The sequence below is a fragment of the Billgrantia sp. Q4P2 genome, from assembly GCF_052806135.1.
Map to the genome: position 1 here is coordinate 1 of NZ_JBRBAI010000006.1, position 26,399 is coordinate 26,399.

The following is a 26,399-nucleotide window of genomic DNA, read 5'->3' on the forward strand; positions in this document are numbered from 1 at the left end:
GACGGCCAGGTAGTCGACGCCGATCTCGATGGCGGTCTGCAGGTCGGCCTTGTCCTTGTCGGTGAGCGCCGGGGCCGAGAGCCCGCCGCCCTGCTTGTTGATGCCCTTGTTGTTGGAGAGCTTGCCGCCGGTGACCACGGTGGTGTGGACCTGCGCCCCCTCGACCCGGGTGACGTCGAGCACCAGGCGGCCATCGTCGAGCAGCAGGCGGTCGCCGGCGGTGACGTCGTCGGCCAGTTGGGTGTACTCGCAGCCGACGCGGCTGGCGTCGCCGGCCTCGGTGTCCATGGCCATGTCGAGGACGAAGGGCTGGCCCTCCTGGAGCACCACCGCGCCGTCGCGAAAGCGGGCGATGCGGATCTTGGGCCCCTGCAGGTCGCCCAGCGCGGCGACGCTCTTGCCCAGGCGGTCGGCGATCTGGCGCACGGCGACTAGCCGGCGGCGGTGGTCGGCGGCGCTGCCGTGGGAGAAGTTGAGGCGCACCACGTCGACGCCGGTGCGGATCATCGCCTCCAGCACGCCCTCGCGATCGCTGGCCGGGCCCAGGGTGGCGACGATCTTGGTGCGGCGGATGGGGTCGTGAATGGGAGCATGGGGCGGAAGCGTCATGGTGTCCTCGGCAAGACCAGGATGGCACGGAAGTCGTTGACATTGGTACGGGTCGGTCCGGTGACAATGAGCCGGTCCAATGCCTGGAAGAAAGTATACGCGTCGTTGCGTGACAGGTAAGCGGCGGGGTCGAGGCCTTGCTCCTTGGCACGGGTCCAGTCATCGGGTGAGAACAGCGCACCGGCATTGTCCTCGGAGCCATCGATGCCGTCGGTATCGATGGCCAGGGCGTGAATTCCCTCAGCGCCTTGCAGCGCTTCGAACAGCCCCAGCAGGTACTCCACGTTGCGCCCGCCCCGCCCATCTCCGATCACGGTGACGCTGGTTTCGCCACCGGAGAGAATCAGCAGCGGCGAGGCGATCTCGTCGCGCGCCTCCAGCGCCATGCGCGCCTGGGTCCGGCCCAGCTCGCGGGCCTCGCCCTCCAGGTCGTCGCCCAGCACACGAACCGTCACCCCGGCCTCCTCCACCGTAATCCTGGCAGCCTCCAGGGCATCGTGAGCCCGGGCCAGGGTCACGCTGTCGTCGCGCTCGAATGCTTCGTCGTCGGGCGAAGGCGCGGAGTGGTCCCGCTCGAGGTGCTGCCGAACATGGGCTGGCACATCGATGGCGTAGCGCTCGAGCACCGCCAGGGCGTCGGCCGGGGTCGAGCGGTCGGGCAGGGTCGGCCCGGAGGCGATCTGCGTGGCCACGTCGCCAGGGATGTCGGAGATCAGCCAGGTCACTACCTGGGCGGGATGCGCCGCCGCCGCCAGGCGGCCGCCCTTGATCGCCGAGAGGTGCCGGCGCACGGTATTCATCTGGCTGATCGGTGCGCCGCAGCGCAGCAGTCCGCGGTTGATCGCCTGCTTGTCGGCAAGCGTGATGCCTTCCGCCGGCAGCGTCATCAATGCCGAGCCGCCACCGGAGATCAGCGCGATGACGCGGTCCTCCTCGCCGAGCTCCGCGACCGCATCGAGCATGCGGCGGGCCGCCTTCTCGCCCAGATCATCGGGCATCGGGTGGGAGGCTTCCAACACCTCGATCACGCTGCATGGCTCGCCATGGCCGTAGCGCGTGACCACCAGGCCGGAGAGCGGCGCCTCGGGGCAGCGCATCTGCCAGGCGCGCTCCAGCGCCGCCGCCATGGAAGCAGCCGCCTTGCCGGCGCCCACCACCACGGTGCGCCCGGGCGGCGGGTCGGGCAGCAGATCGGCCACCAGGGAGTCGGGATGTACGGCGGTGACGGCGACGTCGGCAAGTCGACGCAGCCACTCCGACACGTCTACCGAGTGATCCAGGGAAGGGAGTTCATGCGACATGGGCGCACCTCGAGCGGAAGACAACGACGACGGTAACAGCAGGGTACACAGGAAAAAAGCCCGGCGGCGGGCGGGGTCCAGCCGGGGATCCCGCCGCCGGGTCAAGGACCGCACGGGGAGTGCGATCATCGACGAGCGACGATCCGCCGCTCATCGGGAGGGAAACACTGGTGGCGCCGTCGGCGCGACTGACAGCCAGTCAGGTTCCCGCGGCAAGCCGATCAGCTTCCCACTTCGTGGTCGGCGAGCACCTCCAGCGCGCGCAGGATGCCGGCATGATCCCACTCCCCGCCGCCATGCGCGGCGCAAGCCTGAAACAGCTGCTGGGCGTTGGCGGTGCCGGGCAGCGCCAGGTTGAGGCTGCGCGCCCCTTCCAGCGCCAGGTTGAGGTCCTTCTGGTGCAGCTTGATCTTGAACCCCGGGTCGAAGGTGCGCTTGATCATGCGCTCGCCGTGCACGTCGAGGATCTTCGATTGGGCCAGGCCGCCGAGCAGCGATTCGCGTACCTTGGCCACGTCGGCGCCCGCCCTGGAGGCGAACAGCAGGCCTTCGGCCACCGCCTCGATGGTCAGGGCGACGACGATCTGGTTGGCCACCTTGCAGGTCTGACCGGCGCCATGACCGCCGATGTGGGTGATGGTCTTGCCCATTACCTCGAGGATCGGCCTGGCACGGGAGAAGCCCTCTTCGGTGGCCCCCACCATGATGGTCAGCGCCGCGTTGATGGCGCCGCCCTCGCCACCGGAAACCGGCGCGTCGACGTATTCGCCGCCGGCCTCATGGATACGCTTGGCGAAGCCCTGGGTGGCAATGGGGGCGATGGAGCTCATGTCGATGACCAGGGTGCCCGGCTTGAGCCCTTCGATGACACCGCCCTCACCGAACAGCACCTGCTCCACATCGGGAGTATCCGGCACAATGGTGATAATCACCTCGGCCTGCTCGGCCACGGCACGGGGGCTGTCGAGTTCGGTCATGCCCTTCTCGGCCAGGGTGGCGTCCAGCGTGCCGCGCTTGACGGTGACGAGTTCGTGGCCGGCATCCAGCAGATGCCCCGCCATGGGACGGCCCATGATGCCGAGGCCAATGAAACCGATCTTGCTCATGATGATTCTCCTTTCAGCTTGTCTTTGTCGTTTCAACCAACCCGGCGGCTGTTGCGGATGACGCCGCCACTTGGGGCTGATCCGTCGGCAGGCGGAAGGGGACCGGTCGCAGAGGAGGTCTTTTGCCATGGATGGCAAAAGTAGCGCCCAGGGATGGGTTCACAGCGCCTCCTCGATGGTCCGACACTTCGGGACCGGTCGCCGATGCCCCGTGCCCAGCTCCGTTGCCTGCTCCCGCTCGCCTCTATGACCGATCCAGCCAGCCCAGCCCTTCTTTCGTCGTCGTCTTCGGCTTGTACTCGCAGCCGATCCAGCCGTCATAGCCCAGCCGGTCGAGGTGGGCGAACAGGAACGGGTAATTGATCTCGCCGCTGCCCGGCTCGTGGCGGCCGGGGTTGTCGGCCAGCTGCACGTGGGCGATGCGTTCCAGGTGCTTCTCGATGGTCGGCGCCAGGTCGCCCTCCATGATCTGCATGTGGTAGATATCGTACTGCAGCTTCAGGTTGCCGCTGCCCACCTCGTCGAAGATCGCCAGGGCCTGTTCGGTGCGGTTGAGGAAGAAGCCCGGAATGTCGCGGGTGTTGATCGGCTCGGCCAGCAGCAGGATGCCGGCGGCCTCGAGCTTCTCCGCAGCGTAGCGCAGGTTCTCCACCAGGGTGCGGCGCGCCTGCTCCAGGCTCACGCCCTGGGGCTGGACGCCGGCCAGGCAGTTGACCTGCTGGCAGCCGAGCACGGTGGCGTAATCGATGGCCTTCTCGACGCCGGCGCGGAACTCCTCGACGCGATCCGGATGACAGGCGATGCCGCGCTCTCCGGCGCCCCAGTCGCCGGCCGGCAGGTTGTGCAGCACCTGGACCAGACCGTGCTCGTCGAGAAGCGCCTTGAGTTCGGCGGCCGTATAGTCGTAGGGAAAGAGGTACTCGACGCCCTTGAAGCCGGCCTGAGCGGCGGCCTTGAAACGGTCGAGGAAATCCTCCTCGGTGAACAGCATGCTGAGGTTCGCGGCAAACTTGGGCATGGTTGACTCCTTGGGTCGTGGCCAGGACTCACACTGCGCTGTCAAGCGGGGCTGATCCGGCGACGGACTACGAGGAGGCGCTGTGAACCCATCCCTGGGCGCTACCGATGCCATCCATGGCATCGGACCTCCTCTGCGTCCTGTCCCCGGCGCCCTCTCGGCGCGTCCTGCGGATAAGTCGGGAAACGGAGATTTCGCAGCGTTTCCTCAGGTCAATTGGGCAATTGAAGTTGGCGCATCTTCCCCTTCCTCGGCCAGCGCCTCGAACTCGTTGATGCCGTCGAGGTCAGTGCCCATGGCAATGTTGGTTACCCGCTCGAGGATCACCTCGACCACCACTGGAACGCGGTACTGAGCCATCAGTTCGCGCGCCTCCTTCAGCGCGGGTACGATCTCGTCGGGCCGCGTGACGCGCAGCGCCTTGCAGCCGAGCCCCTCCACCACCGAGACGTGATCGACGCCGTACTCGTTGATCTCCGGGCAGTTGATGTTCTCGAACGAGAGCTGCACGCAGTAATCCATGTCGAAGCCGCGCTGGGCCTGGCGGATCAACCCCAGGTAGGAGTTATTCACCAGCACGTGGATGTAGGGCAGGTTGAACTGCGCCCCCACGGCCAGCTCCTCGACCATGAATTGGAAGTCGTAGTCGCCGGAGAGCGCCACCACCTCGGCGCTCGGGTCGGCCTTGCACACGCCAAGCGCGGCGGGAATGGTCCAGCCCAGCGGGCCGGCCTGGCCACAGTTGATCCAGTGGCGCGGCTTGTACACGTGCAGGAACTGGGCACCGGCAATCTGCGACAGGCCGATGGTGCTGACGTAGCGGGTGTTCTTGCCGAAGACCTTGTTCATCTCCTCGTAGACGCGCTGCGGTTTCACCGGCACGTCGTCGAAGTGGGTCTTGCGCAGCAGGGTGCGCTTGCGTTCCTGGCAGGACTCGGCCCAGGCGCTGCGATCCTTGAGCGTGCCCGCTGCCTTCCGCTCACGTGCCAGCTCGACGAACAGCTCGAGGGCTGCCTTGGCGTCGGAAACGATGCCGTAGTCGGGGCCGAAGATGCGCCCGATCTGGGTCGGCTCGATGTCGACGTGGACAAACTTGCGTCCCTTGGTATAGGTCTCGAGGTTGCCCGTGTGGCGGTTGGCCCAGCGGTTGCCGATGCCCATCACGAAGTCGGACTCGAGCAGGGTGGCGTTGCCGTAGCGGTGCGAGGTTTGCAGTCCCACCATGCCGGCCATCAGCGGGTGGTCGTCGGCGATGCTGCCCCAGCCCATCAGGGTGGGGATGACCGGCACGCCGGTGAGTTCGGCGAACTCGACCAGCAGTTCGCTGGCGTCGGCGTTGATGATGCCGCCGCCGGCAACCAGCAGCGGGCGCTCGGCCTCGTCGAGCATGGCCATGGCCTTCTCGACCTGGGCGCGGGAAGCGCGTGGCTTGTAGGCCGGCAGCGGCTCGTAGGTGTCGGGGTCGAACTCGATCTCGCTCATTTGCACGTCGATCGGCAGGTCGATCAGTACTGGGCCCGGGCGCGATGAGCGCATCAGCTGGAAGGCCTGCTGGAAAGCGCGCGGCACCTGGGCCGGCTCCAGCACGGTGACCGCCCACTTGGTCACCGGCCCGGCAATCGCCTGGATGTCGACCGCCTGGAAGTCCTCCTTGTGCAGCTTGGCGCGCGGCGCCTGGCCGGTAATGCACAGGATCGGGATGGAATCCGCGCTGGCCGAGTAGAGCCCGGTGATCATGTCGGTGCCGGCGGGGCCGGAGGTGCCGATGCACACGCCGATATTGCCGGCCTTGGTGCGGGTATAGCCTTCGGCCATGTGCGAGGCGCCCTCGACGTGACGGGCCAGCACGTGGTCGATGCCGCCGATCTTGCGCAGGGCGGCGTAGAACGGGTTGATGGCGGCACCGGGCACACCAAAGGCGACGTCGATGCCTTCCTTGCGGAGCACGTGAACGGCGGCTACTGCTGCGGTCATTCGAGCCATGACGGTTCCTCCCGTGGGTGGCCTTGTTCTTGTGGAGAGTTGTTTTTGGAAAATATTTCTGTATTTCGAGATTAGAAGCCGAAACCCGCCCCGTCAACACAAACTGGAAAATATTTTCATAAAAACTCCTAGACACAAAAAACCCAGGCAAAAACAGCTGCCTGGGCTCTCTCGATTCGGAAGGCTCAAAGCGTAATGCGAAGCGCCAGCGGGTACTCGTCGCAGTTATTGCCCTCGCCGCCGCGATCGACGACCAGGAACTCCCCTTCGCGCTCCAGCACCGACTGGATGGCGTGCCAGGTGCCCGCCCGATAGTTGACCCCCTGGCGGCCATCGGTGACGAAGGCGCGCACCTCGGCGGGGTCAATGGTCTCGCCCGGCGGTGCCACCACGATCACGAAGCGCTCCTCGTGCAGCGGCATGAAGGCCTGGCTGCCCTGGGGATGGCGTTCGAGAAAGTCGAGTTCCAGCGGGATCGAGACCGGCTGGCTGACGAAGATGCTGATCAGCGCCCTCGCCTGCTCGCCCAGGGTCTCGACCTTGGCCAGATCGTGGTAGCGGCGGGTGCGCCCGGCATTGATGTGAAAGTAGTCCGCCGTGCGGGTGTCGATGACGTCGCCGAAGGGCGCGAAGGCCTCCGGCGTCAGCGGTTCGGCTTTAAGATCCAGCATGTTAGCCCCTCAAGTCTATTCGGCAGTTAGCCTGAATCACCGGGGCTGTTCCGGGGGCAGGCCCCGGAGCGCCGGACCGGCGATGAGGCGCTGTGAACCCATCCTTGGGCGCTACATTTGCCCTGCTGCGCTCTCGCATCCTGCTCCGCTTGCAGGACCTGTGCTGGCCATCCATGGCCAGCCCGTTCGGAGCAGTGCTCCTCACCCATGGCAAATGACCTCCTCTTCGGCCTGCCCCCGGCGCCCCTAGGTCGCGGTTCTAGCGTCACGGTCCTTTCAGCGAGCACCCAAACGCAGCGCCGCGTGGCGGTTCACGTCCTTGTAGAGCAGATATCGGAACGGCCCCGGGCCGCCCGCATAGCAGGCCTGCGGGCAGAAGGCGCGCAGCCACATGAAATCGCCCGCCTCGACCTCGACCCAGTCCTGGTTGAGATGGTAGACCGCCTTGCCCTCGAGCACGTAGAGACCGTGCTCCATGACGTGGGTCTCGTCGAAGGGAATCACCGCGCCGGGCTGGAAGGTGACGATGTTGACGTGCATGTCGTGACGCACGTCGGCCGGGTCGACGAAGCGCGTGGTGGCCCAGCGACCTTCGGTGCCGGGCATCGGGTTGGGCTCGAGATCGTTCTCGTTAACCACGAAGGCCTGCGGCACCTCGATGCCCTCGACATATTCGTAGGCCTTGCGCACCCAATGGAAGCGCACCGGCGCATTGGACTCATTGCGCAGCTGCCAATGGCAGCCCGGCGGCAGGAAGGCGTAGCCGCCCGGCGTCATCTCGTGGCGCTCGCCGGCGACGGTCAGGGTCATCTCGCCCTCGACCACGAACAGCACGCCCTCGGCAGCGGGGTCGAGTTCGGGGCGCTCGCTACCTCCGCCCGGGCTCACCTCCATGATGTACTGCGAGAAGGTCTCGGCGAAACCGGAGAGTGGGCGCGCCAGCACCCACAGCCGGGTCTCCTCCCAGAACGGCAGGTTGCTGGTCACGATGTCGCCCATCACCCCCTTGGGAATGAAGGCGTAGGCCTCGGTGAACACCGCCCGGTCGGAGAGCAGCTGGGTCTGGGGCGGGTGTCCGCCATGAGGGGCGTAGTAGCTTCGGCTGGCCATCGCTCGTCCTTTGACGTGGAAATTTGGGGTTTATTATTCACGCTAGTCATCGGCCTATTTCGGGACAAGGCCGAGATAGACTTATCGTATACAAAAGAACTCCCAAAATGAACACACTTTGCCACTCAAGCGAGTGCGGCGAGCTAGAGAACGGCAGAGATGAACTGCTGCAGCTCCTTCGTCCCGGGGTTGCCGAATAGTTCAGCCGGCGGCCCGGCTTCGTGGATGAGCCCCTCATGCATGAACACAACACGATCGGCTACATCACGAGCGAAGCCCATTTCGTGGGTCACCAGGATTAGCGTCATGCCTTCTTCGGCCAGTGCTTCCAGCACCCTGAGAACTTCCCCTACCAGTTCGGGATCCAGCGCCGAGGTGACTTCATCGCACAACAGCACCTTGGGACGCATGGCCAATGCACGGGCTATGGCGACGCGCTGCTGTTGCCCGCCAGAGAGTTGCGCGGGATAGGCATCGTACTTATCGGAGAGCCCCACCTTTCCTAGTACTTCATGGGCTATCCGCTCCACCTCGTCGCGGTTCTCGCCGCGAACCACAATCGGCGCCAGGCACACATTCTCGCCTACCGTCTTGTGGGGAAAGAGATTGAAGCTCTGGAACACCATGCCGACGTTTTCGCTGAGCTCCTTCGGGGACATCGCTTCACCATCCAAGCGCTTGCCGGCAATGGTGATGTCGCCATCGTCGTGCTTTTCCAACTGGTTCAGGCAGCGTAGCAGGGTGCTTTTCCCCGAACCGCTGCGACCGATGATCGCCACTACCTCTCCCTGACCGACCTCGAGATCTATGCCTTTCAGCACTTCCAGGTTGCCGAAGGCCTTATGGACGTTCTTAACGCAGACCAGCGTCATAGAGTTTTCTCTCCAGATGGCGCGCGTAGCAGGACAGGGGATAGCACAGCGCAAAGTAAAGAAGGGCCACCAGCGTAAAGATAGTGAAGGGCTCGAAGGTGGCGTTATTGAGCATGGTGCCGGCCTTGGTCAGCTCGACGAAGCCAATGATCGAAGCCAGCGCGGTTCCTTTGATGACCTGCACCGAGAAGCCCACGGTGGGCGGAACCGATAGGCGCAGCGCCTGGGGCAGGATGACATGCCGCATGGTCTGGAAATAATTCATGCCCAGTACCCGCGCTGCGTGCCACTGGCCTTTGGCAACGGCTTCCAGACAGCCGCGCCAGATATCGCATAGAAAGGCGCTGGTGAAGAGCGTCAAGGCAATCGACGCAGCCAACCACGCCGAGATGTGGTGACCCAGCGCGGCCATCCCGAAGAAGATCAGGAACAGTTGCATCAGCAACGGCGTACCCTGGAAAAGATCCACGTAAAGAGCAGTCAAGCGCTGCAGCAAACGGCTGCTGGAAAGGCGCATGAGCGTCAGCAAGAGCCCCACAGAGGCACCGCCCACGAAGGCAATCAGCGATAGCACGATGGTCCAGCGTGCGGCCAGCAGCAGGTTGCGCAGAATGTCCCAGAAGGTGAACTCGATCATCGTTGCTCTCCTTGCTGATAAGCGAAAAGCCTCTTGCCGGCCAACATGAAGGCTCGCCGCATGACGAAGGCCAGCAGCAGGTAGACCAGAGTGATCAACAGATAGACTTCGAAGCTTCTGAAATTGCGCGACTGGACGAAATTGGCGGCATAGGTAAGGTCGAAGACCGAAATTTGCGACACCACCGCCGAGCCTAGCATGACGATGATCGACTGACTGATCAGCGCCGGGTAGACGCGAGCGAAGGCAGGCACCAGCACGACGTGACGGTAGCTTTGCAGGCGCGTCATACCCAGCGCCCGGGCTGCTTCCAGTTGCCCTTGGGCCGTTGCATTGATGCCCGCGCGCAGGATCTCGGCACTGTAGGCGGCCAGGTTGAGAGTCATGGCGAGAAAGGCAGCGGTGATGGCATCGATCTCGATGCCGAGCCCCGGTAAGCCGAAGAAGATGAAGAAGAGCTGGACGATGAAGGGCGTATTGCGTGTGATCTCCACGTAACTCCCCATACCGAACCGCGTCCAGGGCCGCCCATGCAGGCGGAGATAGACCACCACCACCGCCAACGCGATGCCTGACAACGTGGTCACCACGGTCAAGATGACCGTGGTGGTCAGTCCACGCACCAGCTCGCTGACGTACGGCAGCAGCGTCAGGAAGTCGAGCGTCGGTCCCATGAATCGCCTCAGCTACCGAAGTTTTCTGGCAAGTCGGCGCTGAACCAGCGCTGCGAGAACTCGTTGAGGGTACCGTCTTCCAGGGCCTGGGCAATCAAGCGGTTCACTTCCGCCATCAGTGCCGGCTCATTCTTGTTCATGCCCACGTAACAGGGGGAGTCACGCAATTGATAGAGGAGCTCCGGTGCACGGCTACCATTGCGCGCGGCAATCTCGGCCGCCACCACGTTGCCTGTGGCGATGTAGTCAACCCGGCCCGCCAGGAAGGCCGCAATGGTCGTGGCGTTATCTTCAAAACGCTGAATGGTGGTGCTGGAAGGCGCGACTTCCGACAGCTCCATGTCTTCCACGGCACCGCGGGTCACCCCAATGGTCTTGCCCGCCAGTTCTTCCGGAGAACTCGCGCTCTCGTTGGCATCAGCGGAGAATATACCGAGGAAGAACGGGGCATAGGCAGCGGAGAAATCGATCGCCGCTTCACGCTCTGGATTCTTGCCTAGACTCGAGATCACCAGATCCACCATACCGGTTTGCAAGTAAGGAATCCGGTTGGCGCTGGTGACCGTCACCAGCTCCAGCCTCACCCCCATTTGGTCGGCCAAGTAGTTGGCCATGTCGATATCGTACCCGCGTGGCTGCAGGTCAGCATCGACCGAGCCAAAGGGAGGAAAGTCCTGGGGCACGGCAATGCGGATGATGCCGCGCGATTCTATGGCTTCCAGGGTATCTGCCTCAGCCGTGGCAGTACCCATGGCACCGAGCACGACAGCAACGGTCAAGGCCGAGGCCAGGAGTCGTGACGTCAGGAACGTTAGGTTGCGGAATATGGCTTTCATTGATCTCTCCGGGATTGACATCGTTGTATTATGCCGGGGGATGAAAATTTCGTTGCAGCATAGCGCCATCGGGAAACTTTCGTTTCACACACAAGCAAAAGCAACACCAATTCGAAACATAAGCAACACAATCAAAACCTTGCTGACAATGGCAAAGCGAAGAGAGACATGTGAGGTGAATACAGGAGACAACCAAATGCAACAAAATGGGGCAAATTCCGCGCAAGCGCACCAAAATGCAGCAACACGAAAGAAAGGAAAGGCGTGCCTACAGGCTCGACGTAGCAAGCTCGCCTAGATCGTCATACAGATCGTTGATAGCGGCGATTCTCTTCCGCCCATGGGCCAGGTTCTGATGCAAGACGCCATTGGACAATAGACAAATCAGACTCATGGCGCTGGCATAACTGTCGAATGCCGAGAGGCTCTCCAGCGGCACCTCTAAATACCAATCGACCTGCTCGGAGAAGCCAACGGCTGTCGGGTCCCCGATCAGTACCGTACGGGCCGGGGAACGTTCCAGCGCATTGACCAGATCCCCAAAAGGGGCAGGACGCCGTCGAAAGCCGAACAGGATTACCACGTCATCGGCCTCGAGCCCAACGAGTTCCTCGGCCAGGGATTGGTTGGGCTGAGGGGCGAGATGCACCCCGGCGCGCGCTTGGATCAATTGCTGCCGGCAGTGCAACGCCAACGGAAAGCTATTGCGGAAACCTGCCACGACGACGGAGCGCGCCTTGGCGAGCCGCTCGACGAGTTGTGCAAAGGCATCGGCAGAGAGACTGCCCAGTAACCGTTGAAGATTCTCCTGTTCACGCTGCTGGTGACGCTGAAAAGGCGCCCCCGCCTCTCCCTGCATGGCATTGGCATCGGTCACCATCGGTACGCCCAGGTTGCGGAGCTGTCGGGCGTGATCCTTCACATCCCGGTAGTTGGCAAAACCGAGGCGCTTGAACAGGCGGCTCACCGTTGCCTTGGAAACGCCCGTCAGGCGTGCCAGATCGGCGGCGCTGTACACCGCAAAATCATCGAAATGGTCGAGTACAAAGCTCGCCACACGCTGCTCCTGTGCACTCAGCGAGTCGTATCGAGCAGCTATACGCTGTCCTATGTGGGGCGTCATCGCATCCCGTTTCCGATCTCCGTGGTTGGCGTTCCTTAACGCGGCTCTGCGGGATGATGCTCCACCCAATGCCGCGCAATGTCCACCCTGCGAGTTACCCACACCCGGTCGTGGGCCTCGATATGGTCGAGGAAGCGCTGCAGGGCGCGGAAGCGGCCGGGGCGGCCAAGCAAGCGGCAGTGCATGCCCACCGAGAGCATCTTGGGTGATTCCTCGCCCTCGGCGTAGAGTACATCGAAGGCGTCGCGCAGGTAGGTGAAGAAATGCTCGGCCGTATTGAATCCCTGCGGCGCGGCGAAGCGCATGTCGTTGCTGTCCAAGGTGTAGGGCACGATCAGGTGGTCATGCTCACTGCCCTGACTGTCGGTCACTCGCGTCCAGAACGGCAGGTCGTCGCCGTAGTAGTCGCTATCGTAGAGGAAGCCGCCCTCGTCGAGCACCAGGCGCCGAGTGTTGGGGCTATCGCGTCCGGTGTACCAGCCCTGCGGCTTCTCGCCGTAGAGCCGCTGGAAGATCTCCATGGCGCGCTGCAGGTGCGCGCGCTCGACGTGCTCCGGCACCTCCTGATAATGGATCCAGCGGTAGCCGTGGCAGGCGATCTCGTGGCCCAGCTCCTTGAAGGCGTGGGCCACCTCGGGATGACGCTCCAGTGCCATGGCCACGCCGAACACCGTCAGCGGCAGGCCGCGCCGCTCGAACTCGCGCAGGATACGCCAGACACCGGCCCGCGAGCCATATTCGTAGATCGACTCCATGCTGAGATGGCGGTCGGGAAAGGCCGGAGCGCCGATGATCTCGGAGAGGAACTGCTCGGAGCCGGCGTCACCATGCAGCACGCAGTTCTCGCCACCCTCTTCGTAGTTGAGCACGAACTGCACGGCGATCTTCGCCTGGCCTGGCCAGTTGGCATGGGGCGGGTTGCGGCCATAACCGACGAGATCACGGGGGTAGTCAGGGCTAACGCTCATGAGCACTTCCTCTTGTTCTTTACTGCCGTTACGCGGTGCGCAACAAGCTTTGCCAAATTTGCGCAACAATAACTGTATACAAAAATCAAGATAGCCTGTATCCAACCAAGCTGCAACCAGGCTCCGCATTACGCCAAGATGGATCAGCACGGGCATCGCTAGCTGACAGTAAACGCCTCACCTTATCCACCAGGGTAGACGACGAAGCGATACGCCTCTTATTTTGTATACAAAAATACCCCTTGCTTGCAACTTAGTTCCTGGATTCGCCAGTAGCACCTCCCTTCCTAGCGCTTTGCAAGGAGGGAAGGGCCGAATCGAGGCGTAAAAGTGTATACACTTTACCAACAAGATAGTCACCAATGAAGCTATTGGCGCATTGATTTCGACCTAAGTCTAGTCATGGAAATTTCCGCCTCGTGACACGCAAGCACCACAATTAGCTGAAATTAATGAGTTTTCCTCAGAGACACCAGACGCAGTGAAATACTTGCGCTCACGGCTCTCAACACCTATTTTGTGTACAAAGATATTTTTTATTGTTCACAAGAATAGTTCGGAGCTCGCATGCGCCTACGCATCATCAACCCCAACACCACGGTCGCCATGACCCACAAGATCGGCGAGGCGGCGACGCGTATTGCTGCTCCCGGCACGACGATCGTGGCTACCCAACCGGCCCATGGCCCGGTTTCCATCGAGAGCCACTTCGACGAAGCCATCAGCGCGGTGGGTGTACTGGAGGAAATACTGGCCGGGGAGAAGGAGGCCACCGATGCCTACGTGATCGCCTGCTTCGGCGACCCAGGCTTGCTGGCGGCGCGTGAACTCACCCGCGCCCCGGTGATCGGCATCGCCGAGGCGGCCTTCCATGCGGCCAGCCTGATCAGCACCCGGTTCTCGGTGGTGACCACCCTCTCGCGCACCGCCATCATCGCCGAGCACCTGCTGGAACAATACGGTTTCCGTCACCACTGCCGCCGGGTCCGCGCTGCCGAGATTCCCGTACTGGACCTGGAGGAGAACGGCTCGGCAGCGCTCGGCCGCATCATCGATGAGTGCCGTCGGGCGCGCGACGAGGATGGCATCGGCGCCATCGTACTGGGCTGCGGCGGCATGGCCGACCTGACCGAGACCATTTCCCGCGAGGTCGGACTACCGGTGATCGAAGGCGTCACGGCCGCGGTCAAGTTGGCCGAGGCCATCGTCGGGCTTGGGCTCGGCACCAGCAAGCACGGCGACCTGGCGTTCCCGCGCCCCAAAGCCTTCAACGGCCGTTTCGAGGAGTTTTCGAACCTCACGCCTGAATGCTGAGCCCCTGACCAACAACAACACACCTTGAGCACGTCACGCCACAGAGCCCGGGAGCAACACCGGGCACAACCACAACACAGAGCAACGACTTGCGAGGACAGACCCATGCAACACACCAACCCTCACAGCACGGCGGCCGACCCAGCCTCCTTGGCAGCGGCCGAGTCCGGCGCCTCCAAGGCGCTGGGGGAGGAGTCGCTCGCGCCCCAGAAGACGCGCATCATGGGGCGCACCTCCTACTTCCTGGCCTGGTTCGGTGGCTGCGTGTCGATCGGCACCTTCGCCATGGGCTCCAGCGTCGTGGGTACCCTGAACCTGATCCAGGCGACCCTGGCCATTGCCATCGGCTGCTTCGTGATCGGCATCGCACTCGCGCTGAACGGCGCGGCCGGCTACAAGTACGGCATCCCCTTCATGGTTCAGGCACGCAGCGCCTTCGGTTTTGCCGGTACGCGCCTGCCGGGCCTGGTGAGGGCCGTACCCGCGGTGGTGTGGTACGGCTTCCAGAGCTGGATCGGCGCCGGGGCACTGAACATGGTCTCGGCCACGCTGTTCGGCTTCGACAACCTGGTGTTCTATTTCATCGCCTTCCAGTTCCTGCAGATCGGCCTGTCGGTGATGGGCTTCCAGGGTATCAAGTGGCTGGAGAACATCGGCAGCGCCTTCATCCTTGCCTCGCTGGTCTACATGTTCTATGCCACGGTACAGCGCTACGGTGACGAACTCTCGGCCAGCCTGCTGACCATGGAGGGTTCGTGGGGCATGCCGTTCTGGGGCGCGACCATGCTGTTCCTGGGCATCTACAGCACCATGATGCTCAACGTCAGCGACTATTCTCGAGAACACAAGCAGGGCACCGGACAGGGCTTGCTGACTACCATCTACGCCATGTCGATCCTGCCCTGCACGCTGTTCATGGGCCTGATCGGTTACATGGTCTCCGAGGCCACCGGCACCGCCGACCCCATCCAGGTGTTCGCCAACGCGGTGGACAACACCCCGTTGCTGATGACCACGCTGCTGTTCATCGCCTTTGCCCAGGTCACCACCAACGTGCTCAACAACGTGGTGCCGCCGACCTACGTGCTGATGGACGTGTTCAAGCTGAAGTTCGCCACCTCCACGGTGATCGTCGGCCTGCTGGCCTTCGCCACCTTCCCCTGGAAACTGGTCCAGCCCGATTCCGCCGCCGGCCTGCAGCTGTTCGTGCAGACCTACTCCGCCTTCCTCGGCCCGATCTTCGCCATCCTGGTGGTCGACTACTACCTGATCCGCCGTCGAACCCTCGATCTCGGCAAGCTCTATGACGAGAACGGTCCCTACCAGGGCGTCAACAAAGCGGCGCTGATCGCCACCGCCGTGGGCATCGCTGCGGCACTGACCTTCTCCGCAGTCTCCTGGTACGCCAGCCTGATCCCGGCCGGCGTCACCTATTACCTGCTGATGAAGCACTGGGCCCCCTGCCAGCGCTTCCGCCAGTGATCCCCGCCCCGCCCTGCGTTGCCGGGCGGGCGCGCTCACCCAACAATCACAAGAGTGACGACCATGAAAGAGAGCGAGCTGGACATACAGCGCATCGATCCGACGCTTTACAACGAGGATCTGGCCCCACTGAAGCACAAGGACCGCAACTGGGGCGCCTTCGAGATCTTCAACGTCTGGTCCAACGACATTCAGAGCCTGTTCGGCTATACCCTGGCCGCCTCGCTGTTCCTCGCCTATGGGCTCAACGGCTGGGCGGTCATGGCGGCCATCATTCTCGCCGGGGTGATCGTCATGTTCCTGGTCAACCTGACCGGCAAACCCAGCGTGAAGTACGGCATTCCCTTCCCCGTGATGGTGCGCGCCAGCATGGGCGTTCGCGGCGCCAACCTTCCGGCCATGCTGCGCGCCATCATCGGCATCTTCTGGTACGGCGTGCAGACCTACTTCGCTTCCACCGCCGTCGCGCTGCTGATCGTCGCACTGTTCGGGGCCGGCAACGGGGCAACCTTCCTGGGCCTTTCCGGCGTGGCCTGGCTCTCGTTCGTGATCGTCTGGGTGTTCCAGATCGCGATCTTCTGGCAGGGCATCGAGCGCATCAAGCACTTCCTCAACTGGGCCGGTCCGCTGGTCTACGTGGTGATGGTGGTGCTGATGATCGTGGTCTGGTACCAGGCAGGCAGCGAGCTGCTGCCCGCCATCAGCACCATCTTCAGCGGCGGCGGCGAGCGCAGCGGTAGCGCCGTGGCGGCTTTCCTCGCCATCGTCGGCACCATGGTGGCCTACTTCGCTGCGGTGGTGATCAACTTCGGCGACTTCACCCGCTTCGTGAAGACCGAGCGACAGATGAAGCTAGGCAACCTGCTCGGCCTGCCGCTCAACGTGGCCTTCTTCTCGTTCATCGCGCTGATCATCACCGCCGGCACTCTGGTGCTGTTCGGCGACGCCCTGACCAACCCGGCCGACATCGTCGAGCGGGTCGACTCCCTGCCGCTGACCATCGTCGCCGCCTTGACTTTCTTCGCCGCCACGGTGGGCATCAACCTGGTGGCCAACTTCATCCCGCCGGCCTACGACCTGGCCAACCTGTTCCCCAGCAAGATCAGCTTCAAGGTGGGCGGGCTGATCACTGCCGTGGTGGCCTTCTTCGTCGGCGCGCTGTGGGTCTCGGTGATTAGCCAGATCGGCGTGCCGGGATTCGTCAACGCGCTCGGTGCCATCGTCGCGCCCTTCTACGGCATCATCGTGGTCGACTACTACCTGGTGAAGCGCCAGCACCTCGACATGCAGCAGCTGTTCTCCTCCGAGCCGGGCACGGCCTACTACTACGTGAAGGGCTGGAACACCCGGGCGCTGGTGGCCTTCGGCGGCGCGGCGCTGTTCTCGATCTCCACGGTGCTGGTGCCGGCGCTCGCCGGGCTCGATGGCTACGGCTGGATGATGGGCGCCGCACTCGGCGGGCTGTTCTACTACGGCCTCATGCACAGCTACCGCGCCGCACCGGTGGCACCGGCCACCTGATCGAACCATCCAACGACATACACGGAGAAACGCAAACCGCCGGACGCTTGGGCGTCCGGCGGTTTGCTGTGAGGAATGGAGAGGCGTCGAGTGTCGGTCAGGCCCCGAATATGCGATGCAGGTCGGGGGTTTCCGCCTCCTCCTCGACGATCGACAGCGACGCCTCGATCGCCTTGAGGTGACGGCTCATGAAGGCCGTGGCACGCTCGCCGTTGCGTGCCTCGAGATAGCCGATCAGGTCGTCGTGGTCGTGGGATTCGCAGCCCAGATGCCCCGAGCTGCCGTAGACCGCCAGGATCAGCGACGAGCGCGAGCAGAGCTGGCCGACGAAAGCGGCCAGGGTGGCGTTGCCCGATAGCTGGGCCAGACGTTCATGGAAAGCGGCGGAGAGCTTGATCGCGCGGCTCTGCTCGCCCGACTTGAGCGCCTCGCGCTCGCGCCGGGCCATGTCGCGCAGTTCCCGCACGTCTTCGGCGGTGATACGCCGGGCCACTTCAGGCATCAGGCCGCACTCCACCATCTGGCGAGCGTCGAAGACGTCCTTGGCTTCGTCGGCGGTGGGGCGCGTGACGCTGGCACCGCGGCGCGGCGTGAGGGTAACCAACTGTTCCAGGGCCAGGCGCTGGAGGATCTTGCGGATGCCGGTACGGCTGATGCCGAACACCTCGGCCAGGGCATCCTCGCGCAGGCGCGCGCCGGGGCGCAGGCGATGTTCGATGATGGCATCGCTGATAGTGCGGTAGATCGCCTCATGCCGCTCGGCGCCATCGCCATTCTTGCCCATGCGCCGGGGCTTGGCCTTGCCCGCATCGCCAGCTTCGGCCAGACGCTGCCGCTGGTTCATGATCCCCCTCCTCGCATGCCAACACTGGTAGCCATTGTATACGCAACCTCCATCAACTATCGAACCAATGAAGACGCCCAGCGCCGCCGAGAGCGAGCTGGGGCGTCTGCGGTTCTCGGCGGGTGACTACTCCGACCAGGCGGCGATGACCTCGCGCTCCTCGTCAGTCATGCCGGTCATGTTGCCAAGCGGCATGTACTTGCTGCCCACCACCTGCTGGATGCGCTCCTTCTGCCCGCGAATCTGGTCCGCGCTGTCGTAGGCGATGCCGGCAGGCGGCGCGGAGAAGCCCGGCTGGGTCGGCTCGCGCGAATGACAGGCCACGCAGTGCTGGTCGATCAGGGCGTGAACCTCCTCGAAGCTGGGCCCCTCGGCCTCCGCCAGGGTCGCTCCACCGGTCGTGGCCTGTCCACCGGGCATCGCCAGCCAGAAGGCGACCAGGATCAGCGCCGTGCCCGCCGCCGGGTAGGCCGGCTGGATCTTGCCCATGTGCATCAGTACGAAGAACTGGCGGATCAGCGCACCGGCAAAGATGAACAGCGACATCAGTACCCAGGCGTATTCGTGGTTGTACACGAACGAGTAGTGGTTGCTGATCATCAGCAGCACCACCGGCAGGGTAAAGTAGGTGTTGTGCACCGAGCGCTGCTTGCCACGCTTTCCGTCGAGCGGGTTCGGCTGCTCGCCGGCCTTCATCGCGTTGACCATGCGCCGCTGGCCGGGAATGATCCAGAAGAACACGTTGGCCGACATGGCGGTGGCCATCACCGCACCAGTCAGCAGGAAGGCGGCACGCCCCGAGAACATCTGTACGCTGAGGTAGGCGACCACGATCATCAGCACGGCGACGGCCAGACTGAGCACCCCGTCGCGCTCCATGTTGGGGCTGATGCGTTTGCACATCTCGTTGTAGATCACCCAGCCCGCCAGCAGGAACACCAGCGCCAGCACGTTGGCCTGCCAGCCACTCAGGTTGGCGGCCCACTCCCAACTGCTGTTGGGGTTGACCAGATAGAAGCCCGGGTTGGTCATGTAGAGCAGTACGAACAGGGCAAAGCCGGACAGCCAGGTGGTATAGGACTTCCAGAACGACCAATGGAGATCCTCGGGCAGCTTGGCAGGTGCCGTCGCGTACTTCTGGTTGTGATAGAAGCCGCCACCATGCACGGCCCACATCTCGCCGAACACGCCCTTGTCGCGATCCTCGGCTGCCTTGGGCTTGCGCAGTCCGTTGTCCAGCATCACGAAGTAGATCGACTCGCCGATCCAGGCGATGGCCGCGATGACGTGAAGCCAGCGCAGCATGAAATTGACGAATTCCAGCAGGTAAGCTTGCATCTTAGGGGTCTCGATCAGTGTTGTTGTTCAACGGCCCAGAGCCGAGCGCAGCCATAGTTGAATAGGCGAGAAGTACTTGCCTTGGTACTTCCTTAGCTGCCGCGGTAGGTGGAGTACCCGTAGGGCGACAACAGCAGCGGCACATGGTAGTGCTGAGAGCCATCGGCCACGCCGAAACGCAGCGGTATGACGTCGAGGAAGCGCGGCTCGTCGGCCTGGATGCCCTGCCGACGCAGGTAATCGCCGGCATGAAATACCAGCTCGTACTCGCCGACCTGGAAGTCGTCGCCTTCCAGGATGGGTGCATCGCAGCGGCCATCGTCATTGGTGGTCACCGTCTTGAGTGCCGTGCGCTGCGCGCCATCCAGGCGATAGACTTCGATACGGATGCCTTCACCGGGGCGGCCTTGGGCGGTATCCAGCACGTGAGTGGTCAGTCGTCCCATCTCGTTACTCCTGTCGTTAGCCCGAGACTGCCTGCGGCAGCTTCGGGTCAAGCCAGTGCCTGGCGGGAGCCGATGCTCGCCGCGCTATCATGAAGACAGTTTTAGCTATTTTGGTGGTACATTTCAAAGTTTTTTTGTATACACTTTTGAAATGACATGCTTCGATCACTGCATGACAGCCCTGACCATGGAGATCACGATGAACGACAAGACACTCGCGCCGCGCCCCAGCACGCTCGACCGCGACGAATTCGTGGCCCGCTTCGGCGACATCTACGAGCACTCCCCCTGGGTGGCCGAGCTGACCTGGGAGCACGGGTTGCAGCCGGCGCAGGACACCCCGGCAGGCCTCGCCGAGGCCATGGGCCAGACGCTGAGCAGCGCCACGGCGGAACGCCAGCTCGAGGTGATTCGCGCCCACCCCGACCTCGCGGGCAAGGCCGCCATCGCCGGAGATTTGACCGACGACTCCACGCGCGAGCAGGCCGGCGCCGGGCTCGACCAGTGCACGCCCGAGGAGATGGCCCGCTTCGAGCGCCTCAATGCCGCCTACAAGGAAAAGTTCGGCTTTCCTTTCGTCATGGCCGTGAAAGGCAGCGATCGCCATGCCATTCTCGCCGCCTTCGAGACCCGCCTGGAGAACTCGCAGGAGGAGGAGCGTCGTACCGCCATCGAGCAGATCAACCGCATCGCCCGCTTCCGCCTGGAGGAGCGTGTCGCGAATCGATGATCTCGCAGACTTCCCGGCCTTCGGCCGGCCTGCGATATGGCGCAGTGCTATCGGCCCATGGAAACCCGCCAGCGACATCGTGGCGGGTTTTTTCGTTGCCGTTCGAGCATCGTCGACAGCCAGAAAACATGACCAAACGGTCAAAATAAAACTTTCAAGCTATTGCTTTTAAACAAAAATCAATTCTCGTAGACAAAAATAACAGCAAATTGTCTTTTAAAAGACAACGTATTGTGTACATTTCTTGGCAGGGTGTGGTGCATGGACACGCACCACTGCGACAACAACAACCGAGAGCCTGACCATGACCGACGCTGGAAAGCCTTCTCAGCCAACCAAGCCTTCACGCACCATCAACCAGAATCCTGACGCCATGCCGCCATTGGGCAAGGCGATTCCACTCGGGTTGCAACACATCATGGCGATGTTCGCCGGCAACGTGACGCCGCCGATCATCATTGCCGGCGTGATCGGTGCCACCGCCGGCGAGCAGATCTTCCTCATCCAGGTCGCCCTGTTCGTGGCCGGCGTATCCACCCTGGTGCAAACCATCGGCATGGGCCCCATCGGTGCCCGCCTGCCGATCGTGCAAGGCACCAGCTTTGGCTTCCTGCCCGTTGCCCTGCCGCTGGCCAAGGCTTTCGGCTTGCCGGCTGTGCTAGGGGCTTCCTTCATCGCCGGCCTGCTACAGATCCTGCTGGGGGCGTTCCTCAAGAAGATTCGCCACTGGTTCTCACCAGTGGTGACCGGCATCGTGGTACTGCTGATCGGCATCACCCTGATGCCGGTAGGGCTGAACTATGCCGCTGGCGGCGTGGGTTCCGCGGACTTCGCTTCTCCCACCAACCTGTCACTGGCCCTCTTCGTGCTGGTGGTGACCATCGCGGTGCACCAGTTGGGTCGCGGCTTCATCAAGGCGTCCTCGATCCTGTTCGGCTTGTTGGCCGGCTACCTGGTCGCCATTGCACTGGGCATGGTGGACTTCACCAACCTGCGCGATGCCGCCTGGTTCGCCCTGCCCCAGCCCTTCGTCTACGGCATGGAGTTCTCCATGACCGCGATCGTCGGCATGACGTTGATCATGTTCGTGGTGGGGCTCGAGACCATCGGCAACATCTCGGCCATCACGACCGGCGGGGCCGGCCGACCGGCCACCGATCGGGAGCTCTCGGGCGGCGTGATGGCCGACGGCGTGGCGACCTCCTTCGCCGCCGTATTCAATACCCTGCCCAACACTGCCTATGCCCAGAACGTCGGCCTGATCACCCTGACCGGCGTGGTCAGCCGCCACGTGGTGACCATCGGCGGCCTGTTGCTGATTGCCATGGGCCTGTTTCCCAAGCTAGGGGGCCTGGTGGCTGCCATGCCCCACGCCGTACTGGGCGGAGCCGGCGTCGTGATGTTCGGTATGATTGCCTCGGCCGGGCTCAAGATCATCAAGGAGTGCGAACTCGACCAGCGCGCCATGCTGATCATTGCAGTGTCGCTGAGTCTCGGTATCGGGCTGCCCGCGGTGGAAGCGATATCGGAAACCATGCCGGGCCAGGCCGGCCTGCTGTTGAAGTCGGGCCTGGTACCGGCCGCCGTGGCCGCCCTGCTGCTGGATGCCATCCTGCCAGGCAAGCCGCGGCGCAAGGCCGCCGAGGAGCCGGTAGCCGCAAAGCGCGAGGTGCGCTCCAACGTCTAGCCTTCGTGGCCGGCCCAGGCTTGCCTGGGCCGGCTTTGGCTCTCCTCTTCCCCTCTCCCCCCTTCTCTCCGCCCGGCCACCTTCATCCTGACGCTGCTCCCGACTACTGTCCTCCTGGGTTCTACACTGGTGACAGCAACACCATGAGGAGGATGCGCCATGTTTCGCGATCGCCTGGACGCTGCCGAGCAACTCGCCAACCGCCTCTCTCACCTGAAAGGCGCCAACCCCCTGGTCCTGGCCATTCCCCGCGGCGGGGTGCCCATGGGACGCTATCTGGCCGATGCCCTCGAGGGGGAGCTCGACGTCGTGCTGGTGCGCAAGATACGCGCCCCGGGCAGCCCCGAGTTCGCCATCGGCGCCATCAGCGAGGACGGCACCATGAAGCTCGAGGAAGCTGCCTCGCACTTCTCGCGGGAGGCTGTCGAGCGCGAGGCAGAGCAGCAGCGCAAGCTGCTTGGGGAGCGACGCCAACGCTATAGTCCCGTTCGCCCGCCGATTCCACCCGAGGGCCGGGTGGTGGTGATCGTCGACGACGGTAGTGCCACCGGCGCCACCATGGAGGCAGCACTGAAGACCCTGCATGGCCGCACCGAGCGCCTGGTTGCGGCGCTCGGGGTAGCCTCGCCCAGCGCCGTCACCCGGTTGGAAGCCATTGCCGATGAGGTGGTGTGCCTGGCAGCGCCGCACAGCTTCATGGCAGTCGGTCAGTATTACGCTGACTTCGGTCAGGTCGAGGAGGAAGAGGTCATGGAGCTGCTCGGTAAATGACGCCCGCCCCAAGCTGGGGAGGAGCTTTCACAGAGCAAAGAAAAGGCCGCCACCCCGAGGGGCGACGGCCTTCTTCGTCAGCGACGGTGCGGCGACTTACTTGGTCGCGGCGCTGGCAGCCTTGACGTTCTGCTCGGTCAGTTGCTGACCCTTCTGCAGGAACTCCTGGCTCAGGTCGACCACCTTCTTGGTGTCGCCCTGCAGACGCTCGCCCAGCTCCTTGACGGCTTTCTGCTGAGTCTCGAACACCTGCTTGAGGCCTTCGGAGTCCTTGACGTCGACCCACGCACGGGCCTGGGCCAGGCTCAGGTCGGAGTAGCTGCGGAAGGCTTCCAGCTGGGCCGAGAACAGCTTCTCGTAGTACTCCAGTGCCAGCGAGCCATAGGCACGCGCCGGAGCGATGAACAGAGATTCGAATTGCTGGGTTGCTTTGTCTTGGGTCTTGCTCATGAGACACCTCCTACGTTGCGTTGCCAAGGCAGGATTGCGCCTTGTTGCAATGCAACATAGCACCCCGGATTGTGCTTTTCAACATTTTTTGTGCAGTGCAGCATACAGGTCGCATTCCCTGCACGGCGTCAGCGATAGGCGCCTTCGATATCCGTTATGCGCATGGCCCTGCGCCCGAGCCCGTCGTGTAGATCCAGCATGCGCTCGATCCAGCCATAGACCGGGTCGGCATTCGAAACCAGGTCGGCAGTGGACACCACCCTGGCCCACATGAAGGAGCCGAACACCAGATAGTCGGCCGCGGCGGGTGCCTTGCCATCGATGAAGTCGGCCTCCTTCAAACAGCCTCGCAGGGGCTCGAGGGCAGCATCAAGCTGCGCCAGGCCCTTGGCGGGCGAATGGAACTCTTCGAGGGTACGCCCGAAGCGCTTTTCCCGCGTTTCGCGAAAGTAGTCGCGGTCCTTGGGATCGATGGCGTTGAGCAGGTCCATGACGATGGTACGCAACATCGCCGGGTGCAGGGCACGTTCGGCGTAGTGCTTGAAGAAACGCGCCCGGGCTTCAGCCACGCCTTCGCCCAGCAGAGGGGCCTCGGGATAGATGCGGTCCAGGTAGCGCAGAATCTCGTAGCTGTCGGTGACTGTCTCGTCGCCGTCGACCAGCACCGGCACCTTGTCGTAATCGGCGAAGGCCAGCGCCGCCTTGTCGCTGAAGTGCCACGGGCGCGTTTCCACCTCCAACCTCTTGTGGGCCAAGGCATAGCGCACGCGCCAGCAGTAGGGGGAAAAGCGCAGCCCTTCGTCGATGCCGCAGAGATCAAAAAGAACCCTTGCCATGACGCCTCCTGGCGAAATCGATTGTCGTCTCTGGATAGTGCCAGCCTTCCTGGCAGGATGCCAATCGCACCACGCTCGACTAAGCCGGAGTCAGCATCTTGTCCATTAGTCTAATAACGAATGGCGCCAAGACGACTGATCACACGCACCACTCACTTCTATTTCGTTGTTATTCATAGACAAAAAATTTTCCGGCAAGCCTCGCCAGAAAGCCCAATATTGGTAAGACCAATGATCCAAGGATGGCAACTTCCGTTCGCTCTTCGTATCGTTGGCACCCCTGCCGGTACAGGCAGGGGGTGCCCCGCCGGGTGGCCCACACCTGCCGGTCTCTAACAAGGAGAAATCCGAGGAAACGTCATGACGGATACAACCCTAGCGCTACTCGCCTTCACGCCGCTGATACTGGCCGGCGTATTGCTGATTGGCTTTCGCATGGCTGCCAGAACTGCCATGCCCATCGTTTTCGTGGTCACGGCACTGATCGGGCTGTTCGCCTGGGAGATGAGCTTCAACCGGGTGCTGGCTTCGACGTTTCAAGGTCTGATCCTGACCGTCTCGATCCTGTGGATCATCTTCGGCGCCATCCTGCTGCTCAACACGCTGAAGCACTCCGGCGGTATTGCAGCCATTCGCAACGGCTTCTCGGGTATCAGCCCCGATCGCCGCGTGCAGGCGCTGATCGTGGCCTGGCTGTTCGGCTGTTTCATCGAGGGTGCCTCGGGCTTCGGCACGCCGGCCGCGGTTGCCGCGCCGCTGATGGTGGCGCTGGGCTTCCCGGCACTGGCCGCCGTGGTCGTGGGCATGATGATCCAGTCCACCCCGGTCTCCTTCGGTGCCGTCGGCACGCCGATCGTGGTGGGCGTGACCGGTGGCATCAACTCGAACGCCATCACCGAGCAGTTGGAAGCAGGCGGCTACACCTGGCTGGAATACTTCCGCCTGATCGCGGCCGAAGTGGCCATCGTGCACGGTATCGTGGGCATCCTGATGCCGCTGATCATGGTGGTGATCATGGTGCGCTTCTTCGGTGCCAACCGCTCCTGGAAGGAGGGGCTCTCCATCGCCCCGTTCGCGATCTTTACCGGCGTGGCCTTCGTGGTGCCCTACACCCTGGCCGGTGTGCTGCTGGGGCCGGAGTTCCCTTCGATGATCGGCGCCATGGTGGGCCTGGCCATCGTCGTGCCGGCGGCCCGACGCGGCTTCCTGCTACCCAAGGACAGCTGGGACTTCCCCGAGCGCGACGCCTGGCCGGAAGGCTGGATCGGCAAGTTCGAGATCAAGATCGACGATATTGCCGGCAAGACACCGCTCTCCACCTGGATGGGTTGGCTGCCCTACGTACTGCTGGCCGTTTTCCTGGTCGCCTCGCGCACCATCGACCCGCTGCGTGAAGCGCTCAATGCCTGGACCTTCGGCTGGGCCAATATCCTCGGCGAGGCGGGCGTCTCCGGCAGTATTGCCCCGCTCTACCTGCCGGGCGGCATCCTGCTGATGGTGGTGCTGGTCACTGCCGTGCTGCATCGCATGCGCATCGGTGAACTCAAGGCCGCCTTCGGCGAGTCCTCGCGCACCCTGCTCGGCGCCGGCTTCGTGCTGATCTTCACCATCCCCATGGTGCGGATCCTGATCAACTCCGGTGTCAATGCCGCCGACCTGGTCTCCATGCCGGTGGCCATGGCCCAGTTCGTCGCTGACAGCGTGGGCGATGTCTATCCCTTCTTCGCTCCTGCCGTGGGCGGTCTGGGGGCCTTCATTGCCGGCTCCAATACCGTATCGAACCTGATGCTGGCCGAATTCCAGTTCAACGTGGCCCAGCAGCTCGGCCTCTCTACCGCCTTCATGGTGGCGCTGCAGGCCGTAGGGGCCGCGGCAGGCAACATGATCGCCATTCACAACGTGGTAGCGGCCTCGGCCACCGTCGGCCTGCTCGGCCGCGAAGGCGAGACCATCCGCAAGACCATCCTGCCGACGCTCTACTACCTGGTGTTCGCCGGCGCGATCGCCATGGTCGGTTTCTATGTGCTAGGCGTGTCGGATCCGCTGTTGCGGGTCAGCGGCTAAGCACACCG

25 protein-coding genes are annotated in these 26,399 nt (G+C 63.3%); 7 read left to right on the forward strand and 18 right to left on the reverse strand.

What is annotated here, in order from left to right; all coding sequences use genetic code 11:
* From ACUY1T_RS11795 to puuE, 13 genes are all read right to left on the reverse strand, one after another.
* Window positions 1-609 (reverse strand): pyruvate kinase (locus ACUY1T_RS11795; RefSeq protein ID WP_446022997.1); only part of this gene is annotated, 609 nt, incomplete at its 3' end.
* On the reverse strand, window positions 606-1,910 hold the full coding sequence (locus ACUY1T_RS11800; protein WP_446022998.1) for a glycerate kinase type-2 family protein: 1,305 nt from the start codon (window positions 1,908-1,910) through the stop codon (window positions 606-608). The genes ACUY1T_RS11795 and ACUY1T_RS11800, both read right to left, overlap by 4 nt.
* A gap of 221 nt (window positions 1,911-2,131) precedes the next feature.
* Window positions 2,132-3,145: a 2-hydroxy-3-oxopropionate reductase gene (locus ACUY1T_RS11805; protein WP_446023000.1), complete on the reverse strand. Its 1,014-nt coding sequence runs from the start codon at window positions 3,143-3,145 to the stop codon at window positions 2,132-2,134.
* Window positions 3,146-3,260: 115 nt separating this feature from the next.
* Window positions 3,261-4,034, reverse strand: coding sequence for a hydroxypyruvate isomerase (hyi, locus tag ACUY1T_RS11810; protein WP_446023002.1), 774 nt, complete (start codon window positions 4,032-4,034; stop codon window positions 3,261-3,263).
* A gap of 207 nt (window positions 4,035-4,241) precedes the next feature.
* Complete coding sequence (gene gcl, locus ACUY1T_RS11815) at window positions 4,242-6,017, reverse strand: glyoxylate carboligase (RefSeq protein WP_446023003.1); 1,776 nt, start codon at window positions 6,015-6,017, stop codon at window positions 4,242-4,244.
* Window positions 6,018-6,202: 185 nt separating this feature from the next.
* Complete coding sequence (locus tag ACUY1T_RS11820; RefSeq protein ID WP_446023005.1) at window positions 6,203-6,688, reverse strand: ureidoglycolate lyase; 486 nt, start codon at window positions 6,686-6,688, stop codon at window positions 6,203-6,205.
* Window positions 6,689-6,964: 276 nt separating this feature from the next.
* Window positions 6,965-7,798, reverse strand: coding sequence for a bifunctional allantoicase/(S)-ureidoglycine aminohydrolase (locus ACUY1T_RS11825; RefSeq protein WP_446023007.1), 834 nt, complete (start codon window positions 7,796-7,798; stop codon window positions 6,965-6,967).
* Window positions 7,799-7,941: 143 nt separating this feature from the next.
* Window positions 7,942-8,670: an amino acid ABC transporter ATP-binding protein gene (locus ACUY1T_RS11830; protein WP_446023009.1), complete on the reverse strand. Its 729-nt coding sequence runs from the start codon at window positions 8,668-8,670 to the stop codon at window positions 7,942-7,944.
* The gene (locus tag ACUY1T_RS11835; RefSeq protein WP_446023011.1) at window positions 8,651-9,307 is read right to left on the reverse strand and encodes an amino acid ABC transporter permease; all 657 of its coding nucleotides are present in this window, start codon (window positions 9,305-9,307) and stop codon (window positions 8,651-8,653) included. Before ACUY1T_RS11835 ends, ACUY1T_RS11830 begins: the two co-directional genes overlap by 20 nt.
* A complete protein-coding gene (locus ACUY1T_RS11840; protein WP_446023013.1) occupies window positions 9,304-9,981 on the reverse strand; it encodes an amino acid ABC transporter permease in 678 nt (225 codons plus the stop codon). The genes ACUY1T_RS11835 and ACUY1T_RS11840 overlap by 4 nt, the downstream gene beginning before the upstream one ends.
* 8 nt (window positions 9,982-9,989) lie before the next feature.
* A complete protein-coding gene (locus ACUY1T_RS11845; RefSeq protein ID WP_446023015.1) occupies window positions 9,990-10,817 on the reverse strand; it encodes a transporter substrate-binding domain-containing protein in 828 nt (275 codons plus the stop codon).
* Between the two features lie 268 nt (window positions 10,818-11,085).
* Window positions 11,086-11,940, reverse strand: coding sequence for a MurR/RpiR family transcriptional regulator (locus tag ACUY1T_RS11850; RefSeq protein WP_446023017.1), 855 nt, complete (start codon window positions 11,938-11,940; stop codon window positions 11,086-11,088).
* Between the two features lie 35 nt (window positions 11,941-11,975).
* The gene (gene puuE / locus ACUY1T_RS11855; protein ID WP_446023019.1) at window positions 11,976-12,908 is read right to left on the reverse strand and encodes an allantoinase PuuE; all 933 of its coding nucleotides are present in this window, start codon (window positions 12,906-12,908) and stop codon (window positions 11,976-11,978) included.
* A gap of 567 nt (window positions 12,909-13,475) precedes the next feature.
* Here puuE and ACUY1T_RS11860 point away from each other — a divergent pair.
* The 3 genes from ACUY1T_RS11860 to ACUY1T_RS11870 all read left to right on the forward strand — a co-directional run bounded on the left by ACUY1T_RS11860 (window position 13,476) and on the right by ACUY1T_RS11870 (window position 17,225).
* The gene (locus tag ACUY1T_RS11860) at window positions 13,476-14,222 is read left to right on the forward strand and encodes an aspartate/glutamate racemase family protein (RefSeq protein ID WP_446023021.1); all 747 of its coding nucleotides are present in this window, start codon (window positions 13,476-13,478) and stop codon (window positions 14,220-14,222) included.
* Window positions 14,223-14,327: 105 nt separating this feature from the next.
* A complete protein-coding gene (locus tag ACUY1T_RS11865) occupies window positions 14,328-15,704 on the forward strand; it encodes an NCS1 family transporter (protein WP_446023023.1) in 1,377 nt (458 codons plus the stop codon).
* Window positions 15,705-15,767: 63 nt separating this feature from the next.
* Window positions 15,768-17,225, forward strand: a complete 1,458-nt coding sequence (locus ACUY1T_RS11870) for an NCS1 family nucleobase:cation symporter-1 (protein ID WP_446023025.1) — start codon at window positions 15,768-15,770, stop codon at window positions 17,223-17,225.
* A gap of 97 nt (window positions 17,226-17,322) precedes the next feature.
* Here the strand turns inward: ACUY1T_RS11870 and ACUY1T_RS11875 are convergent, their stop codons facing one another.
* From ACUY1T_RS11875 to uraH, 3 genes are all read right to left on the reverse strand, one after another.
* Window positions 17,323-18,009: a GntR family transcriptional regulator gene (locus ACUY1T_RS11875; protein WP_446023535.1), complete on the reverse strand. Its 687-nt coding sequence runs from the start codon at window positions 18,007-18,009 to the stop codon at window positions 17,323-17,325.
* A 186-nt stretch (window positions 18,010-18,195) separates the two neighbouring features.
* A complete protein-coding gene (locus ACUY1T_RS11880) occupies window positions 18,196-19,407 on the reverse strand; it encodes a urate hydroxylase PuuD (protein WP_446023027.1) in 1,212 nt (403 codons plus the stop codon).
* Between the two features lie 92 nt (window positions 19,408-19,499).
* On the reverse strand, window positions 19,500-19,853 hold the full coding sequence (gene uraH / locus ACUY1T_RS11885; RefSeq protein ID WP_446023029.1) for a hydroxyisourate hydrolase: 354 nt from the start codon (window positions 19,851-19,853) through the stop codon (window positions 19,500-19,502).
* Between the two features lie 199 nt (window positions 19,854-20,052).
* Here uraH and uraD point away from each other — a divergent pair, with 199 nt between their 5' ends.
* From uraD to ACUY1T_RS11900, 3 genes are all read left to right on the forward strand, one after another.
* Entirely contained in the window at window positions 20,053-20,583 is a 531-nt protein-coding gene (uraD, locus tag ACUY1T_RS11890; RefSeq protein WP_446023031.1) for a 2-oxo-4-hydroxy-4-carboxy-5-ureidoimidazoline decarboxylase, read from the forward strand.
* Window positions 20,584-20,887: 304 nt separating this feature from the next.
* Window positions 20,888-22,270, forward strand: coding sequence for a uracil-xanthine permease family protein (locus ACUY1T_RS11895; protein ID WP_446023033.1), 1,383 nt, complete (start codon window positions 20,888-20,890; stop codon window positions 22,268-22,270).
* A 159-nt stretch (window positions 22,271-22,429) separates the two neighbouring features.
* Window positions 22,430-23,041 (forward strand): phosphoribosyltransferase, encoded by a 612-nt coding sequence (locus ACUY1T_RS11900; RefSeq protein WP_446023034.1) that lies wholly within the window; start codon window positions 22,430-22,432, stop codon window positions 23,039-23,041.
* Between the two features lie 96 nt (window positions 23,042-23,137).
* On the opposite strand, the gene ACUY1T_RS11905 is transcribed toward ACUY1T_RS11900, so the two are convergent.
* Entirely contained in the window at window positions 23,138-23,491 is a 354-nt protein-coding gene (locus ACUY1T_RS11905; RefSeq protein ID WP_446023036.1) for a phasin family protein, read from the reverse strand.
* Window positions 23,492-23,619: 128 nt separating this feature from the next.
* The gene (locus ACUY1T_RS11910) at window positions 23,620-24,327 is read right to left on the reverse strand and encodes a glutathione S-transferase N-terminal domain-containing protein (RefSeq protein WP_446023038.1); all 708 of its coding nucleotides are present in this window, start codon (window positions 24,325-24,327) and stop codon (window positions 23,620-23,622) included.
* 360 nt (window positions 24,328-24,687) lie between these two features.
* Here ACUY1T_RS11910 and ACUY1T_RS11915 point away from each other — a divergent pair, with 360 nt between their 5' ends.
* The gene (locus ACUY1T_RS11915) at window positions 24,688-26,391 is read left to right on the forward strand and encodes an L-lactate permease (protein ID WP_446023039.1); all 1,704 of its coding nucleotides are present in this window, start codon (window positions 24,688-24,690) and stop codon (window positions 26,389-26,391) included.
* Window positions 26,392-26,399 lie beyond the last annotated feature (8 nt).